The 17492-nt window shown below is 43.1% G+C and carries 14 protein-coding genes; all 14 read left to right on the forward strand.

What is annotated here, in order from left to right; all coding sequences use genetic code 11:
* Nucleotides 1-42 precede the first annotated feature (42 nt).
* Nucleotides 43-1356, forward strand: a complete 1314-nt coding sequence (locus CWE17_RS07095) for a nucleotide sugar dehydrogenase (protein ID WP_240789302.1) — start codon at nucleotides 43-45, stop codon at nucleotides 1354-1356.
* A 103-nt stretch (nucleotides 1357-1459) separates the two neighbouring features.
* On the forward strand, nucleotides 1460-2389 hold the full coding sequence (locus CWE17_RS07100; protein WP_131455721.1) for a radical SAM protein: 930 nt from the start codon (nucleotides 1460-1462) through the stop codon (nucleotides 2387-2389).
* A gap of 2 nt (nucleotides 2390-2391) precedes the next feature.
* The gene (locus CWE17_RS07105; RefSeq protein ID WP_131455722.1) at nucleotides 2392-3306 is read left to right on the forward strand and encodes a hypothetical protein; all 915 of its coding nucleotides are present in this window, start codon (nucleotides 2392-2394) and stop codon (nucleotides 3304-3306) included.
* 10 nt (nucleotides 3307-3316) lie between these two features.
* Nucleotides 3317-4396 carry a hypothetical protein gene (locus CWE17_RS07110; protein ID WP_131455724.1) on the forward strand — a complete coding sequence of 360 codons (1080 nt, stop codon included), beginning with the start codon at nucleotides 3317-3319 and terminating at the stop codon, nucleotides 4394-4396.
* Nucleotides 4396-5541: a DegT/DnrJ/EryC1/StrS family aminotransferase gene (locus CWE17_RS07115; protein WP_131455726.1), complete on the forward strand. Its 1146-nt coding sequence runs from the start codon at nucleotides 4396-4398 to the stop codon at nucleotides 5539-5541. The genes CWE17_RS07110 and CWE17_RS07115 overlap by 1 nt, the downstream gene beginning before the upstream one ends.
* 20 nt (nucleotides 5542-5561) lie before the next feature.
* Nucleotides 5562-6155 (forward strand): class I SAM-dependent methyltransferase, encoded by a 594-nt coding sequence (locus CWE17_RS12505; RefSeq protein WP_161971419.1) that lies wholly within the window; start codon nucleotides 5562-5564, stop codon nucleotides 6153-6155.
* Nucleotides 6156-6643: 488 nt separating this feature from the next.
* Complete coding sequence (locus CWE17_RS12510; protein WP_370318290.1) at nucleotides 6644-7099, forward strand: glycosyltransferase family 9 protein; 456 nt, start codon at nucleotides 6644-6646, stop codon at nucleotides 7097-7099.
* A complete protein-coding gene (locus CWE17_RS07130; protein ID WP_206338365.1) occupies nucleotides 7096-8244 on the forward strand; it encodes a glycosyltransferase in 1149 nt (382 codons plus the stop codon). Before CWE17_RS12510 ends, CWE17_RS07130 begins: the two co-directional genes overlap by 4 nt.
* A complete protein-coding gene (locus CWE17_RS07135; RefSeq protein ID WP_161971420.1) occupies nucleotides 8237-9334 on the forward strand; it encodes an HAD-IIIA family hydrolase in 1098 nt (365 codons plus the stop codon). The genes CWE17_RS07130 and CWE17_RS07135 overlap by 8 nt, the downstream gene beginning before the upstream one ends.
* On the forward strand, nucleotides 9331-10683 hold the full coding sequence (locus tag CWE17_RS07140; protein ID WP_131455732.1) for a PfkB family carbohydrate kinase: 1353 nt from the start codon (nucleotides 9331-9333) through the stop codon (nucleotides 10681-10683). The genes CWE17_RS07135 and CWE17_RS07140 overlap by 4 nt, the downstream gene beginning before the upstream one ends.
* Nucleotides 10667-11389, forward strand: coding sequence for a methyltransferase domain-containing protein (locus tag CWE17_RS12515; RefSeq protein WP_161971421.1), 723 nt, complete (start codon nucleotides 10667-10669; stop codon nucleotides 11387-11389). Before CWE17_RS07140 ends, CWE17_RS12515 begins: the two co-directional genes overlap by 17 nt.
* Entirely contained in the window at nucleotides 11386-12495 is a 1110-nt protein-coding gene (locus CWE17_RS07150) for a glycosyltransferase (protein ID WP_131455734.1), read from the forward strand. The genes CWE17_RS12515 and CWE17_RS07150 overlap by 4 nt, the downstream gene beginning before the upstream one ends.
* A gap of 2444 nt (nucleotides 12496-14939) precedes the next feature.
* Nucleotides 14940-16079 carry a glycosyltransferase gene (locus tag CWE17_RS07155; RefSeq protein WP_161971422.1) on the forward strand — a complete coding sequence of 380 codons (1140 nt, stop codon included), beginning with the start codon at nucleotides 14940-14942 and terminating at the stop codon, nucleotides 16077-16079.
* A complete protein-coding gene (locus tag CWE17_RS07160) occupies nucleotides 16072-17106 on the forward strand; it encodes a hypothetical protein (RefSeq protein ID WP_131455736.1) in 1035 nt (344 codons plus the stop codon). The genes CWE17_RS07155 and CWE17_RS07160 overlap by 8 nt, the downstream gene beginning before the upstream one ends.
* Nucleotides 17107-17492: the final 386 nt, after the last annotated feature.

Below are 17492 nucleotides of genomic sequence, written 5' to 3' on the forward strand. Positions count from 1 at the left end.
GACTATTCGGGAATGTACTTCCCTCCTCTTGAAACCTGCACCGTGGCCGTGATCGGTCTTGGATACGTAGGCCTGCCCCTTGCTGTTGAGTTTGCCAAGCCGCAGGATTGCGCGCGTACGGGTGTTGGTTTGCGACGCCGGGTGATTGGCTTTGACATCAACAGCCAGCGGCTGGAGGAATTACGTACCGGTCATGACCGTACCAACGAAACCACCGCTGAGGAGCTGCAGGCATCTGAGCTGCTGGATTTCAGCTCGGATTCCGTGGATCTGGCCCAAGCCGACGTGTTTGTGATAACGGTTCCCACACCGATCGACAGCGCCAAACGACCTGATCTTACACCGCTGAAGAAGGCCAGTGCTGCTGTGGGTGGAGCGCTCCGGGACCGTGCTGCTCAGGGAGGAACGACCCTGCCGCTGGTGATTTACGAGAGCACCGTTTATCCGGGGGCGACAGAAGAGGTGTGCGTGCCGATTCTGGAGGAACAATCCGGCTTGCGTTTCAACGAAGGCTTTTATTGCGGCTATAGCCCAGAGCGAATCAACCCTGGCGACACCGAGCACAAGCTCACAACAATCACCAAGGTGACAAGCGGCAGTACGCCCGAGGCTTCTACCTGGGTGGACCGCTTCTACGGATCGATTATCAGAGCGGGAACTCATCAGGCGCCCAGCCTCAAAGTGGCGGAGGCCGCCAAGGTAATTGAAAATACTCAGCGCGACCTGAACATCGCCCTGGTGAATGAGCTTGCAATTATCTTCCACAAGCTGGGTATCGACAGTCTTGATGTGCTGGAGGCTGCGGGGAGCAAGTGGAACTTCCTGCCCTTCCGCCCCGGCTTAGTGGGCGGCCACTGCATAGGCGTGGATCCCTACTATCTTACCCACAAGGCAGAGGAAATTGGCTACCACCCGCAGGTGGTGCTGGCGGGCCGCCGCATCAACGACGGCATGGGCCGCTGGGTGGCCGAGCAGTTGGTACTGGAGATGGCCCGGCGGCGGCAACAGATTGTTGGAGCCCATGCGCTTGTGCTGGGGCTCACCTTCAAGGAGGATTGTCCGGATCTCCGCAACACCAAAGTTGTGGATGTGCTGCGTGCCTTGCTAGATTACGGAATGGAGCCGATGGTAGTCGACCCCTGGGTTGATCCCGAAGAAGCTCATAGAGAGTACGGGCTGGAGGTTGTGTCGGAGTTGCCAGCTGGCCGCCGCTTTAATTCCGTGCTTGCTTTGGTGCCTCATCATCAGTTTCGCAAGCTAAATGAGGCTCAATGGCAGGAGTTACTTGAACCGTGCGGGGTTTTGCTAGATCTTAAGGGCTTCGTGCCGCGCCAGCTTGAACCTATTCGTCTATAAGCCAATGCTGACAGTTCGCCCAAGGGCTTCGGGAACAAACTTCAGGTTGTCTTACGTCCCGAAGGGGATCTGTGCTATAGTAATTGCCACTACTGACTAATCCATGCATTCAATAAGCTATGCTTATTTAGAAACTACGAATTATTGCAATTTAGATTGCGTCTTCTGCAATAGAAGAGATGTTGTCACTAAGCAGAATCTTAAACATATGAGCCTTGACGAATGGCAAGTTGTTTTAGATAAGCTGCGACCGCACCCAATAAGTGAAGCAAAACTAATGGGGTTGGGAGAACCATTCTTTCATCCACACTTCGATCAAATCACCCATATGTTTAAGTCAAACTTTCCTAAAGCTCATGTGATTAGTGCCACCAATCTTCAATACAATCCAGGAGCCATATTCTTTAATTCGTTACCCAATATTGATCTTCTATACTTATCAATCGATGGTTCGTTTGAATCATATGAAGCGGCAAGGCCAGGATCTTCGTGGGAGAGACTTATAAATTCATTGAAAACGATCGACACTACAATCAGCGATCTGAGCCAAAAGCCAAGCACAAGATTTGAAATAAACTTTGTCGCAACACCTGATACTATTGATTCGTTTCCTGATGTCTTGGAATTAAAAAATAAGTACCGATTTATTGACGGAATTAGAATAAATATTGCTCAGTGGTGGACTGAAGGTGAAGAAATCTCCCTTAGCTATGATGATGACTTTATAAATAAATTGCTACCATATCGGGAATATATAAGAGGGAAAAAAGACTGGGATTTTAAAGATTGCTTTTGGCCGCGTAACGGGATCTATATGACAGTATCCGGGGATTTAAAGGTTTGCTGTATGAATACAAGCGCTCAGTCGATTGGCAATATCTTTAAACAAACACTAGAAAGCATCTATCAATCAAATGCCTTTTCTGAGTTATTAAATCAAATATCGGCTAACTCACAATCAATAAAGCATTGTAAGGGGTGTTCGTATAAATCACTAGTACCAGTTCTTCAGCAGCTAGAAGTCTGCTCCTAAAAGTGACGTTTCGCGGAATTTCCGGATATTCCCTGGAATTGATAACTGGAAAGAATGGTTGTAAGTATATAAGAAAAATATCACCTAATATCATGAAAAACAGTAGGCTAATCTTTCAATGTGGTAAATTAAGAGAGTGGGCTCATAGTAGTGTAAGAGTTCCACGAGTTCTTTCAGATGGCTTCACCACTGAGGGGTTCTATTTCTACGAGATGGAATACATTAAAGCAAAGAATGCTGCCCAGCTTTTAAAAGATATAATGTATCCAAATAAAGTTGACACTGTCGTATGGGATGGATTTGAGGATCGAATTACCCAATATCTTTCAAGCGGAGGTTATTCATTTAGCAACTTTGAACAAAGAAATATTGCTCTATTGGTTGATTTAAAGTTTACGAGTTTACTAAGTGCTAACCAGCATATATTTATAGCGTTAGGCCAACAAGACCTCTATACCAAACTAAGCAGTCTTTCATCACTAAGCTCAATATACAAGATTAACTATACGCCTCTAGAGGACACTAATAGCGCTACTCCATCAAAAGGACATGGTGATATGAGCCTGGGTAATATTCTAGTTTTGGAAGATGGCTTATGTTTTGTAGATCTAGATAGGCACTACTTAGACGTTTACCCATATTTGGCAGATTCTCTTAAACTAACATTTGATCTTGAATCCTCCCATAGTTTGTTGATTGAGTCAGAAACGTCTAGTCTTACCCATTCAGTTGTTTCCGCGAGTAGGACTTCAAATCTGATAAGGAAGATTGAGAGTTGTATTCATATTGATCCGTTGCTGCTTAATAGATGTCTCCTTGTTGAGGCTCTAAGAGTGCTTCCCTACAAATATATGACAAATCTCGATTGCAGCCACACCCTCGCTTATATAATAAACAAGGCATCAGTTAACCATTAACCTTAAGTTTATGTTTAGTCAAGTTCTGATTATTCCATGCGCGGGACTCTCCAAAAGATACCACTCGCCAAAGCCAAAGTATCTTTGGACTAATCCTAATAGTAGTGAACCATTACTGTGGACTGCAATTGAAAGTCTTTACGAAGAATACGAATCTATACATTTCATTTTCAACCGTGAACACGAACAATTATACTCAAGTAGATTAATTGTGGATCAATTAGCAAGTCATTTTAATGCAAAAAACTTATACTCACATATTATCCCATCATTGACCAACGGCCCTGCAGAGACAGTTGCCTGCGTAATCCCAGAAATTTCTACAACTGACTTTTCTTTTACAATAAAAGATTGTGATTCAATAATCAAGTTGCCATCAAATAATATTTCTCCCTGTTCTAACTTTATAGCATATGCAGATGCTCATCGCATATCCATTAATGCTCTAGAGGCAAAAAGCTCACTATCGTATGATAACAACCGTAATGTGATCCATGTCGCGGAAAAGGTAATCTATACTCCCAATGTAAGTGTTGGGATGTATGGCTTTGAATCATCCGATGCTTATTGCGATGCGTTCAACGAAATACTCAACCACTATAAAAATAGGCCTACAGAAGTATTTGCAAGCCATGTTATTGAAATTATGATCAAAAACGGCCATACATTTAGCGCAACTGAAGTTGAAAGCTTTGTAGATCTAGGCACCAAGACAGATTACATTCAACTTCAAGAGTCTTTTCGTACTATATTCTGTGATGTAGACGGAGTAATATTTCAGAATAGAGGTAAATATGGAGCGCTGACTTGGTACGACGATCCCGTGCCACTTGAAGAGAACATCAAAATACTTAAAAACCTTGTTGATAGAGGGAACTCATTAGTTCTGACCACTTCTCGACCTGAGGCCTTAAGAGACATGACCCATCAGCAGCTAATTTCTGCGGGACTATCTTATAATCAGCTAATAATGGGTCTGAACCATGCGCCAAGACTCTTGATAAACGATTTTGCAGATTCCAACCCTTATCCATCAGCCTCATCAATTTCAATTCCCAGGAATTCCTCACTAGCGTCTTATCTTAGTTAATGAAAGTCAAAGTATTTAACTACAGTCTTTCCGTCGTAGATCGCCTACGCTTCCTTTACTCATGTAACCAAATATTATGTCAGGCTTACTTGACGGACCATTCCTTTGTCCGAAAACTTGAGCACATGCTCTATCAATATTTCAGTTCAGAGGAAAATAGCCAGATTTGCCTTCCCACCGTCGTCAACTCAGCCACTTCTGCATTATATATTGTATTTTCTACGTGTTTTGAGATTGGCGATAAAGTCGCCGTACCTAATAACACTTTTATTGCTACATATCAAAGCCTTGTGGCTGCAGGACTAAAACCTGTTGTTGTGGATACACATCCCTCAGGCGTAGGCATATCACTAGATTCACTTAAAAAAGCCCATTCCTTGCATAGAGACTTAAAAGGAATCGTTGATGTGCATATTGGAGGATTTATTTCCCAAGAATATGATCAACTGCAAAGGTATTGCCACACCCACCGTCTTTTCTACGTAGAAGACTCAGCCCAAGCATTTGGAGCCAAGACCGAAGATGGAAATTATGCAGGTCTCTTGGGAGATGTTGGTGTACATAGTTTTCATCTTACTAAAAATCTAACCTCAGGAGAAGGAGGCTGCATCTTAATAGGGAATCAAAGCCACGCATCTTTATTCGAATCATTTAGGTCACGTAAGTCGTTTGGAGTTGGCGATCAAACTACTTTATATAATACCCACTCTCTTAACTTTAAAATGCCAGAGTTTTCTGCCGCTCTTGGTCTAGTTAACCTGCGCAATATTCACAAGAGAATAAAAAAAAGACGCCTTCACTCCTCTCGCTATCATGAACTACTCGATAAGAGTAAATTCGAAGTCTACTCTGATTTGTCCATGAAACATCAGAATTCTGCATACAAATGCATTGTAAGAGCTCCGCAGTCAATTATCCGGCGTCTAGAACGTAGTTCCGATTTCACACTTACAGGTTATGTATACAAGAATCCTCTTTCTCAACAGCCTATAGTAATAAAAGATCATCTTGAACAGAAGTGTTTCCTGTCTTCATCGCTGTATAATAGTATCAACTTCTCCCAGACCCACTTTTGCCCCCCTAATTACCCAGAAGTATTATTTACTCAGGTAAGATATCTTGCTAAAATAGCAAATAGCATCTAATCTTCTTAATCATTGTTCTCGTGTATATCAAGTTTTTCCGAAGGCTCATCATTTCTATAGCGGGAGACGTTGTTTTTTTTCTGAGGTACGATTTAAGAAGAAGGCTGATTAGTGAATCACTTTCTCAATATCTCGAGTACAAAAAGTATCCCCACTACTTTACCGTTGGAGCTGCAATTCAGTATTGTCTTGATGACGCTCAACTCTATTGTAAGGGTCGTGGCATCGATATTGGATCTGGATCATATCCTTTCCCTGGTGCTCGCCCCATTGAACAATCGCCACATGAAGACGCACTCAATATTTGCGAGATAGATTCGTCATTGCAGTTTGTCTTTTCCTCACACTGCCTAGAGCATATCCCAAAGGAACAGTGGCCTTTATTCTTTGGCGAGTGTTTCAGGGTCTTGCAGCCAGGTGGAATCTTATATTTATATCTGCCTGCGAGGGCTTCTATGTTCTGGAGTGAAACCAATATGACTGCCCACGCTTCTGTCCCAAGATCTTTAGATGTTTATCAAATCGCCGAGTATTCTGGATTCCATTTACTTACCTCTTCAACCTTGCCAGACATCTATTGCTCTACAAGGCACGTCTTCGTAAAAAGGCAATGAACATCAGTGTTGTATATCCAAAGCCTCTTGGTTTAGGAGACCTTATTATGAGCCTTCCAGCCATTGAAGCAATTTATGCTCATTTCAAGAGTGACTCAGTAAAAGTGTATTCACATGCCCCTCATGTATGCACTAATAGGAATCTTGAATATCTACCTTTTTCTTGGCTTCACGCCGATCGATCTGACCTGACGATATTTCCTCTTTACACTAAAAGAAATACTCCTTTCTCTTTGCTCAGACTTCGAAATAGTGTTGGATATGTAGGTTCGTTTAAAGGTAATTTCAATGGATATTCCTATGAAGTAAACTTTCAAGAACCCTATTACCATCGAGCCTCCCTATTTTATCCTCCCAATTGCAGTGTCCCTACCCCTCAATGCATCGCATCGCTTCCTCATTATCACATCATTGAAGATACCTTCAATCATGAGATAAGTCATACTTATGCAGCTGTTTTCCCATGGGTAAGTTGGCTAGAAAGACGTATGTCTTTCAAATCGTGCGTTCTCGCTCTTAGCCACCTTAAATCTCGAGGCATCCAGCCTGTTATCTGTGGTTCAGGCACTAAACTAGAAGTAGACTACAACAAAAGATTAGCTCTGTTGACCAATACACTCAATCTGACGGGAAATATTACACTTGGTCAACTTGTCGTTTTTCTCAAAAACGCAAGGTGTGTTGTTGCAAATGATTCTGGTGCCTCCAATCTAGCGCAGCTCTTGGGAATTCCCGCCCTAATATTCTTTGGAACCACTACTCCCTATTCCCGAATATTTGGAAACAAGGTTGAATCAATTACCAACGGCGAAAACTGTGAGTATTATCCGTGTATAAATAATCATGGAAATACTAGATGCTTGAATCATGTACTCCCATTTGTCTGTCATTCTCTAGGCGACAATCAGGTCACCAGCAAAATTGATCTCTTACTTGAATCATGAATATATCTGTCTATCTCAACTCGTCGTATGGGAAACCTGGAAACATAGGCTTTCGTGTTCCTGAAATTGTCTATGCCTTAGAAGGTGCAGGCCATAATGTTACTGTTGTTGCACGTGCTAATTATTCAAGAGATAAGGTTTTCGTTTTTTACGGCTATGAGTTTTTTGGTAGGGCTTTAAATGCTGTACGCCTCTACCTCTTTGCATTTGACCATAGGTGGCTGGATTCTTCATTTTTTGAAGTTTTCTCGTTCATACATCTTGTTCTCAGCTCTTACTCTAATCATAGTCCAGACTGTATCCTCTGCTTTGAATATATGCCAAGTCTAATTAGATATGCAAGGCGTAAATCAATTATAGCTCTAACTGACGTACCAATATCTCCCGAATCGTCGCGATGCGTTTCCAAGACCACAGATAAACTAACTAATCAAAAGACTATGATGCGTGAGATAAGTTCTTTTTCGTCTTCCGATCTCATCGTCGTGCCAAGTCCACTTATTTTGGAACAAGTAAAAAACTTTTCCAATTCAAGTATACATTGCCTTAGGTATACCTGTCAGCCAAAGAACCTTTTAGAGCATGACTCTTATCACGCAAGCCTTAATCGGCGCTCTTCACTTCTGTCTTCCTCCACAATTAATTATGTGTTTGTTGGCAATATCAGTAAACGTAAAGGCGCACATCTATTAATTGATGTATGGCCCAACTTCTTAGCTGACAATCCCCATTTAATCTGTAATCTGCACCTTGTTGGTCGGCAGACCGACGTATTACTATCGCATATGAAATTGCCTAATATATTTGTTCATGGTTTTGTTGATCCTCTTCCTATTCTCTTGTCTTCTCACTTTTTCATTCTACCTTCCAACTCTGAGGGTTACCCTAAAGCACTAGTTGAGGCCCTGAATTGTGGATGTATACCTATTGTAACGAGAGAGACTGGTTATGACTTCTCAACTGCCTCAGAATCCATTCTTATTGAGGATAGGAGCATTAAAGCTTTGTTGCTTTCATTAAACAAATCCATACAAGCTCTAGATAAATGGGAAGCCGACTCAATTATGATTCGCAAGTGTGAGCTTAGCAGACCTTCCTATGCACAATCTTACCAACAGTTGTTCTCCTCAGGTTTCTATGCTTGATAATATTCTTCTTATACTAGATCGTGATGGTGTTTTAAACCTAGATACTCCTACTGGAGTTACTAAGACGGACGAACTTGTACTAATAGATGAGGCTATTCAAGGAGTTGCCCACGCCTCAAAGCTTGGAGCTACAGTATATGTCTGTACCAACCAAGCAAATGTTGGAAGAGGACTCTTAACGGAATCCCTTCTGCTTGATTTTCACCACAAGATACTTAGTGCAGTGAAAGACCATGGAGGTGTAATCCAAGAATTTTTTTATTGTCCACATCGCCCTGAAGATGACTGTGATTGCCGCAAACCTAATACCAAAATGCTTGAGATGATCCTATCATTGCACCCTGATAAGATACCTGTATTTGTTGGTGACTCCTCTTCAGATTTGGAGGCAGCTACTCGTACAGATATTCATTCTATTCTGATTGGCACTGGCAAAGGATTGGTTACGAGAGAGGCATATCCTTTTCATCCTTTTGCCATGAACTTCTCTGAGCTAATTCCGCTATTAGCAGCACTCAACTATCATCATGTAAGCAAAACGCTTCTGACTCGCTCTCTAGAAATTAAAGAAAACATCTACACAACCTTCAAACTCTCCCATTTTATCGCACAAAGAGTCTCTGATAATGGTGTTGTGTTGTCTATTGGCAATGGCGGCTCATGCGCTTTGAGCGATCATTTTGTTGCTGAGTTGCAGATCCGATTCAATCGTGAGAGAGCTCCACTACCAGCTGTATCCCTTTCCTCGCAATCATCCTCAATAACAGCAGCATCTAATGACTATTCTTATCAATCCTCACTACTGCGTCCACTCGAGTCTTTCATGAATATCGCACCTGCCTCTATACTATTTTGTTTTAGCACAAGTGGTAAAAGTACAAATATCATCAATGCTGCACAGCTTGCTAAAAACAAAGGGATTCCTGTAGTCTCATATATCGGGTTGGCTGATAGTCCACTCGCACTGCTTTCGGACTATATAATATATGCTGGTCATTCTAGAACCCCAGAAGTGCAAGACCTACATGAATTCTATGTTCACCAGCTTTGCCATCAGCTAGACCTGATCTACACCACCGATCAATGAAAATCTTAGTTATAGGTGATGCGATTATTGATCATTACATAGATGGTTCTATTTCTCGTATTTCACCAGAAGCCCCTATACCTATCTTTAGCCAAAGTAGCTCTTTCTTTCGACCAGGTGGAGCACTCAATGTTTTCTATAACATTCTCTCACTTGGTAATACGGCTACAAAAATCTACTTCCCGTGTTCTTCTGAAGACCTTACTTATCATGAAGTATTTAACGCCTTGCCACCGGAGAATACTGAGGGGTCAGTTATCATGTATGAATTGATAGATGGTTACTCAATCCCTCTAAAGACAAGATATCTTGCGCAATCGCAGCAGGTATTTAGATCAGATCAAGAGATGCCTGCTCCTTGCGACTGGTACTCTTTGGGTACCCTACAACAATTATTGTCCGATACCTCTTTAATTGTTTTGTCTGACTATTGCAAGGGCGCAGTAACCGAGCACCTTGCTTCATTGGCAATCCAATCAGGAGTCCCCGTTGTCGTAGACACCAAAAAAAGTAACCTGTCTTCATTTAAGGGGGCTTACATCTACAAGCCTAACTATCATGAACTTATTTCGTCGCTACAATACTATTCAATTGAATATTCCCTTGACAGTGACAATCCAATTGAGCTGGTAACCCCTATTCGCAGACTATTATCCATTTGCAACATTAGTTACTGTGTCGTCACTCTTGGATCGAAAGGAGCTTTAAGTGTATCATCTTCTTCCTATTCGCTCCATAGCCCACCTTCTGTTGAAACTGTACTAGATGTTACTGGTGCTGGTGATACATTTATTGCTAGCTTAGCCTGTGGAATATCGAAGAATCTTTCATTACCAACTGCGATATCGTGGTCGGTTGCTAATTCAGCAACCGTAATAAAGCAGTTAGGCACTTCTATCGCTTCTCCGAGTATAAAACAAACAGCAAACCCTTCTGAAGTTCTGGGTTTTACGAATGGATGTTTTGATATTCTTCACGCAGGACACCTTAGTCTCCTTCGAAGAACGCGAGAATATTGCGACAAGCTTATCGTAGGTCTCAATTCTGATGCCTCAATTGCACGCATAAAAGGAAACAATAGACCTATAAATAATGAGTTAGCACGGATGCGTGCCCTTCTTGAGCATCCCTTTGTTGACGATGTCATCGTCTTCGAGGAGGATTCTCCTTTACGACTAATCAAGGAACTGTCACCTCATATCTTGATTAAAGGAGGTGATTACAACGCTAGTGACGTGGTTGGTTATGATCATGTTTCCTCGTATGGAGGACGTGTTGTTATTCTAGACTACATCGATGGCTTCAGTACAACCTCTATCCTTGAGAGAGCCAATGAAAAGTCTCGTTAACAAATATCCGCTTCTATCTCAGCTATTCCATTTTCCAGTCCACATTTCCAAATATGTCACTAGATCAGAGATTAATTCATTTCTGAGAGACATTGTTACTATTATACCACCTACTGCTAATCTTACAACCCCACTTAGGATTCTATGTGTAGGATCGAGCGGTGCTATTACAAACTATCTTAGAGCAAGCTATCCATCCTCCGAGTTTGTTACCCTTGACCTGGATGTTAGACGTAACCCAGATATCTTAGCAGACATTACCTATTATCATAGCGACTCTCCTTATGATGTGATCTTCATGATGGAGGTCTTAGAGCACATCCCCAGACCTCATCTGGCTGTACAGAGTTGCTACGCTCTTTTGAAGCCGTGTGGTTACTTCGTTCTTTCTACACCTTTCTTGTTCCCTATTCATGATAAGCCGTATGACTATTATCGGTATACAGAATATGGATTGCGCTATCTGCTTAGTGAGTTTAATAATGTCGATATCAAGCCTCGTTCAGGTTTTTGGGGAACCATAGCCATTCTCTTTGCTCGTTCATACCTCAACGAGAATATGTTCGCGTGCATTATCTATATCTTTACTCTCCTACCAATGGCAGCTCTCTTGTTTTCGTTGCTTAGGCTTATCCGACTTCTCTCTCCGTTGCCACTAGTCAGTACATCTATGTCTTCAGGTTATAATATCATTTCACGGAAATGACCTCTTCTCTCTTTTCGTTCTTCTATCTATCTAGCCTTTCAAGAAATGGCAATGCAGCTCACAAGATCCAGATCTCAAATATGGTTTCGTCTTTTTCTAAGAGAAAGGATATCTACTTCTTATGCATAGATGCAGACTCGTTCAGTCTCAGGCATCATTATCATTTCCATGCATTCAAGAAGATCTTCACTGTTCTTCTTGTTGTATTTACATTTCTTCGCGCCTCTCGCAGGCATTCAGGGCCAATTATTGTCTATACACGAGAACTGCCTATTGCCCTTCTTCTTTCATTCTTGGGTTTCAACTGCTTTCTCGAAACACATACCTATACAAGAAAAAACAGCATCATCTTTGCTCTCATTTCCGAGCTCAATCGTTTTAGATCGTTTTCGATTGTTTTTGTCTTTATTTCGGATGCTCTTAGAAGCAGATTTAAACCTTCTCTGCAATGTGGGCATTTCCATTCCCTTGTTCTTCATGATTCTATCTCTATTGTAGATTCATATGCGCGTCGATTGCCTTTGGATTATTCTTTGCTTTTTTCCTCGCTTCGTAGTGAATATGAGTTTATAATCTGCCATACTGGATCATTGTCTCGTGGCGGCTTAGAGTATCTTATTGACTTAATACCCGAATACCCGGAATGTTGTTTCCTGTTCCTTGGAACTTCGATCCCTGATTTCTGCCATTATGCCTCCATTTCTACAGATGATATCCCTTGCAATGTCAGACTTCTTGGTTGGGCTACACACTCTGTCTCTATTTCGGTTCAACAGAGTTCGGATATTCTCTTGTACCTTGCAAGTTCCCGTAACAAAGACTATTGGTGCACTTCACCTATGAAGATATTTGAGTATATGTTGGCGCGCAAGCACATTATTTCTGCTAAAACGTCATCCATCTCCGAAATCGGTAATGAACAGCACTTTTTCTTTTATGACATTGATTCTGCTGAGTCTATGGACACCGCTTTGGCTGCTTCTTTGCTGGCTATTAAAAAATCTGATTACACATTGCCTCTTAAGGCCTACCAGCATGTAACATCTTCCTTCACTTGGGATGCAAGAGTTTCCAGGATTGTTGATCTAGCCACCCAATTGTACTAAGCACCCTCCTGACAGTACCTCTTTTTGAAATTGTTTGCTCCTATTTCCCTGTACGCCACCAGTAATATGCGCGCGTTTGCTGTCCAGTCGACTTTAGTCTTGCTATTGTTGCTTCTGTTCATTTAGAAAGGTATTTCTGAGTAAGTACGACGGCCTGCAAGATAACGATCGTTTTGCTTGGCATTACCACCGCTACCGCCGCAAGGGCGCCGGAGTTGTGATCAAGCTGAGAACTTCTGCGTAGAACCTGCTGCGCCTGACTGGATTCGGATTCATCCGCGAAGGTCAACAGGCTGTTATGAATAGCAATGCGGCATTGCTGGCGACAGCTACGTTGTAACGACGGACAAGACCAGCGTGAGACTTTGAATCAGCCTTGCACCGCATCTGGCGGCCGATCATGCTCGACGGTACCGAGTAGCCGACCTGGCGCACCTCGATTGTGCTGGTGCTTAGCACCCGTGCTCTTAGCAGTTCGTAGTCGGCAAGATGATAACCTGAGATTGTGTTCAGTCTCTCAAATTCCTGTTTGTAGTGATTTTGCTGCGGGCGTTCAAGGCGTTGAACACTTCCGCAAGTACATCGCTGTATTCGGCCTTTTCTTTGAAATTGCAGCTTCCGCGTAGGACAGCTTTTACTCCAGTCTACGTCTCAGGCAGCCCAGGGGTGCCTCCACGATTCTGTTCTCATGAGCCACGCCGCGGGTGATGCGGCTGAGGCTCAGGCTTTAGCGGGTGAAAAGCGCCTGGTAGTGAGGCTTGATTTCGAGGCCCAAGCTGCCGTCGTAGTGTTGCTTGCGGCCGATAAGCGATCGGTGTGCACTCGTTTGGCACCCCGGTGCAGGCAGCCAGGGCGTTCTGCAGACCCTCTGAGAGTGCCACAAAGCTCTCATCGCGATGGATCACCTGCCTAAATCCCATCCTCTCCACTCCAAGCGGTTGTGAAACAGCTGGTTCGGGCACCGTTCTCTCCGCAGGGTGATCTCCACCCGCTTGACCTTGTTGAAATCGCAGAAACTGATCTGGCCGGATCATCCAGACCCTTCCACTCCTTCAAACGCCGCTCCAGTCTGCGTATCACCGAACCTCAGTCCTGATCTGGCTTTTGCTCCTACAGATTCTCCAGCAGCGTGGTGGCCGTCAGGGCTGGAATGCGTACAAGCAGGGGGAGCTGTCTCGGTTCCCACACCGTTACCGATGGCTCAGCGCGTCTTCTACTGCGGAGCTCGGCGGCTTCGAGTTGTAGTCCGCCGGAGTCATTCCGCTGATAACTGCACACCGAGTTGCCCGCAGCCGCGGCGGCCAGCTCCTGTGAGCTGCCGGCTTATAGTTTGGACACGTACAGCGCAATATGTTGAGCGATGAGGAGAGCAGGAACGACCCGATCCTCTGCATATTTCAAACGGATTTAGTACAACCCCTCTAGAGCGGTCAAACTGTTTGGCGCGGCCCCTTCAACCACATTGTCGTCCGGCACTGTCTCCCTTGCTGCACCAGCAACCGTCCAATTAAGCGAGTTCGTTACACACATTGCAATTGCGGGCACTGCCACCGCCGGAGTGGGTGAAGGATCAGTGGCCGGGCAATGCGATGATCATCGCCGTGCGCAGTTATGGCATACGCGAGGGCAAGCCGCAGGACTAGCCCCGTTACTACGTCTGGAGTTTGTGTACCGGTGCCAAGGGCCTAATCAGAGCAATCCGCCAGTGCTGCTCGGTCTAAAACAGCTGGCATTGCGTGTGCGATGTGCCCTTGCGGGAAGAAGACCACCGATACCGGGAGAACATCGGCGTCCAAATCCTGGCCACGCTGCGGAGCCTATCCATCAAAGCCCTTTCGGCTCGATGGGATCTGGCCGATCACTAAGGGCACCGTCGCCTTGGATCATGACGTCAAGGGGTTGATCATGCTGTTGGGGAGGTCAGAAATCAGCCGGGGGCGTGCTCTTTGGAGTGACTTAAAAATAGGTTCTGCCCTGGGCGTGCCGATCTAAGGGTGAAAGCTTTCGTGGCAACAGGCGATTCGTGTAACTAACCAAATCTGGCTTTATCAGCATAATTTCTCTCCATCACCCAAACGGTAACCCGTGCAATCTCCTTAAGCCGCCTACGCTACTTTACTTTACCTTTTCTCATTTTATTGCAGATCTATTGCCTCCCAACGCTTTGTTCCACCGCGCTCTCTTAATTAACCTTACTTGCTCTGACTGTTGACGGTCTACGCCATCTTGCCATCAACTCACCATTCTCACCTTCTGCTGAATAGGTAGTACTTCTTTTCTGATACTGAATTGATCCGACGTTTTTCGTCCAGTTTCTTTTTTGTGCTTCTTCAATGAATGCTACATTATTTCTTATTTCTCAGTCGATCGTTCTTCTGGTCTTCTATTTGGTCTACAATCAGAACTAGCAGTCTAACTAAGCCTGGTGCATAATGATGCACTGCATGACAAGACCACTGCATCTAAATCATTCCACTTGCTACGAAAGCATGCAACCCATACCGGATACCACCAAGACTTCTTATCTGGTTGGCCGTTTTGTAGGCAGCAACATTGGAGGAGCTGAGCTAAGTAGTGAATCCATCATCCTCGATATATATCCACATACTCACATCAAGCGCATACGCTTAGGGAAAAATAAGCACTTCCACACATGTCCTATCATTTTCGAAAAGACACCAGATGAATTTTGCTTTTATCCCGAATTCGGACCCCTTGATAAAATCTCACCATTTTGCAATGTTCTCCTTTACTACCTACTCCTCACCATCGCTCCACACATTGCACCTACCTTTGCGCAGAGTCCCATAATTATCGGCGTAGGATTCCATTCCATCCCACTCTTATCTAAATACCCTGATAATTCTATTTTCGTTTTTCGTAGCGAATCTGACACAGGTCTTACTCCAAGGCCATACTCGTCGTACACTTCTATCGCTCCATTTCTTAAGTTCGCATTAAGAGCTCTCTTAGACCTTCCCTTCCGTTTACTCTATCGACAGTTGCTCAGATATTCACGATTTACTTTTGCAGCCAACTCGCTTTACACAAGAGATCTACTGGCACGCCTCTATCGATTAGACCCTCAAACGATCCCCGTCTTCTACCCCTCAGTCTCTGATGAATTTATAACTGCTATACGAGAATTACGCCAAAGAAATTTTTCGACTAAATCAGGCTATAAAATATATCTCTTTGGCGACAGTTCATTAAAAGGTCTTCCACTCTTTCGCCGACTATCCAAGTACTACAGCTTAATTTCATCATTACATCAATTTTGCTGTGTATCACGCCAAGCTACTTCTCGTAATTCTTTAGACGGTATTACTTATCTTGAATGGGGAGATCCCAAAAACTACTATGCCGATGCAGCATTAATATGTGTTTTGTCTGATGTTAATGAGACATATTGTAGGGTAGCTCATGAAGCTTCAGTCCTTTCAATACCGCTCCTCGCACATAATGTAGGCGGCATCACCGAAGCAGCTTTTCCTTCATCAACAACAATATTCTTAGAACCCAATTCTAATCTTGATATCTATATTAGATCAATTAACTATCTTCTTGCTGATGCCTATGAATGAAGCTGATATTTCTTTATTGACTCTTGTCAATCGCGCATTAGTTCCGCTTCTTCTTTTTATTCTCACTTTTCGTCCCTCAAAGTCGGATCCATGGTTCGCCTTTGTATTTATAGCCGTAAACTCAGTCGCTTTTGGATGTATTTCTGATCACGGCGATAGATTATACTATCATTACTTCTCTGATCGTATCCAAGAATTGCCATTACATCAGACTCTGTTTACTCAGACAGAGTATATGGTTGGTTTTAATCTGATTGCAAAAATAATCTCGCTCTTTTCTCAATCACTCAGTATATCATTCTCTTTGGCCTATGCTTTATTCTTTGGATTCTTTCTTTCTGCTATCTGCATCACTAAACGATTTAGCAATCTATCTGTAATATTGATCTTCTATTCTTCTCTCAATGTCTGTCTTTATGCTACTTTTCGATTAGGTGTTGCCTATCTATTTCTGATCCTTCTTATTGCTAACTGCTATCCTAATCAACCTCCTATTGCAAGTTATCTATACCTGGCTTTATTCCATGTATCCTCCATTGTCTTATTAATTCCCTCTATGTTGTCGCAATTTCATAATACATTACAAAAAACTCGCCGCTTGAAGTTTCTCTACAAACAAATGCCGTCAGCTCTAGTTAGCCTTGCTGTTATTATTGCATCACTTCGATATCTTACTCCTATGTCCAGTTTGATAATCTCGAAATTCTTAGAACGTTTTCAATCCGTAGACAGCGGCAGCACTGGTTTAAGGATTTTGATTATTTTCTTCCTGCTAATATTTGCTTACCGCTACATGCCTCAACAATACTACCCGTTCTACATCTATCTTATCTTGACAGGTGTGATCATAGCTCTGTTTCCATCTATCGCCAGATTAAACGGTCTCGTGTCCCTTCCTATTATATTGGCCTTAACACACCATATTCCTCCAACCTTGCCTAGGAAAATATTGTACCTATTTTCATTTACAGCTGGCCTGATCTTCTTATTTAACCCTCTTGTTTTTCCCTATGTCTTTGGTATCTAGAATCTTATCCCAAACCTTTCTTAAGTTCATTTCCTCTAGCCTGATCTCTCAGTATGTGCCTGTATTTATATTCTTTCTTATCAGTTCATCTCTCACCCCTTCTCTCTTTGCTTCTTTCTCCGTTGTCAATTCTCTCATCCCCCTTACTACTCTTCTTGTCGGATTTAGATACGAAGAGCTTCTATTAAGGAGTTATAACACTTTTAACAGTCGTTCTTCCCGCAGTGAAATTGTAATCACCTGCCTTCTTCTTCTTGCCCTATCATTTGCCTTTTCTGGAATACTCTTTCTACTTCTTTTGGCATTACTCCCGGTTGATATAAGTTCTGAATTCTCTAATCTATATCTCTTTTTGATTTTTTTATCAGCTCTCCCCTCTTTCCTCT

This window comes from Synechococcus sp. BS56D (genome assembly GCF_004332405.1).
Taxonomy (GTDB): domain Bacteria; phylum Cyanobacteriota; class Cyanobacteriia; order PCC-6307; family Cyanobiaceae; genus Synechococcus_C.

Bases quoted from the DNA above. Each gene is read 5' to 3' on its own strand.
- CWE17_RS07100 (WP_131455721.1), top strand. From the start codon at position 1,460: ATGCATTCAATAAGCTATGCTTATTTAGAAACTACGAATTATTGCAAT.
- CWE17_RS07110 (WP_131455724.1), top strand. From the start codon at position 3,317: ATGTTTAGTCAAGTTCTGATTATTCCATGCGCGGGACTCTCCAAAAGA.
- CWE17_RS07115 (WP_131455726.1), top strand. From the start codon at position 4,396: ATGAAAGTCAAAGTATTTAACTACAGTCTTTCCGTCGTAGATCGCCTA.
- CWE17_RS12510 (WP_370318290.1), top strand. From the start codon at position 6,644: ATGTCTTTCAAATCGTGCGTTCTCGCTCTTAGCCACCTTAAATCTCGA.
- CWE17_RS07130 (WP_206338365.1), top strand. From the start codon at position 7,096: ATGAATATATCTGTCTATCTCAACTCGTCGTATGGGAAACCTGGAAAC.
- CWE17_RS07135 (WP_161971420.1), top strand. From the start codon at position 8,237: ATGCTTGATAATATTCTTCTTATACTAGATCGTGATGGTGTTTTAAAC.
- CWE17_RS07140 (WP_131455732.1), top strand. From the start codon at position 9,331: ATGAAAATCTTAGTTATAGGTGATGCGATTATTGATCATTACATAGAT.
- CWE17_RS12515 (WP_161971421.1), top strand. From the start codon at position 10,667: ATGAAAAGTCTCGTTAACAAATATCCGCTTCTATCTCAGCTATTCCAT.
- CWE17_RS07150 (WP_131455734.1), top strand. From the start codon at position 11,386: ATGACCTCTTCTCTCTTTTCGTTCTTCTATCTATCTAGCCTTTCAAGA.
- CWE17_RS07155 (WP_161971422.1), top strand. From the start codon at position 14,940: ATGACAAGACCACTGCATCTAAATCATTCCACTTGCTACGAAAGCATG.
- CWE17_RS07160 (WP_131455736.1), top strand. From the start codon at position 16,072: ATGAATGAAGCTGATATTTCTTTATTGACTCTTGTCAATCGCGCATTA.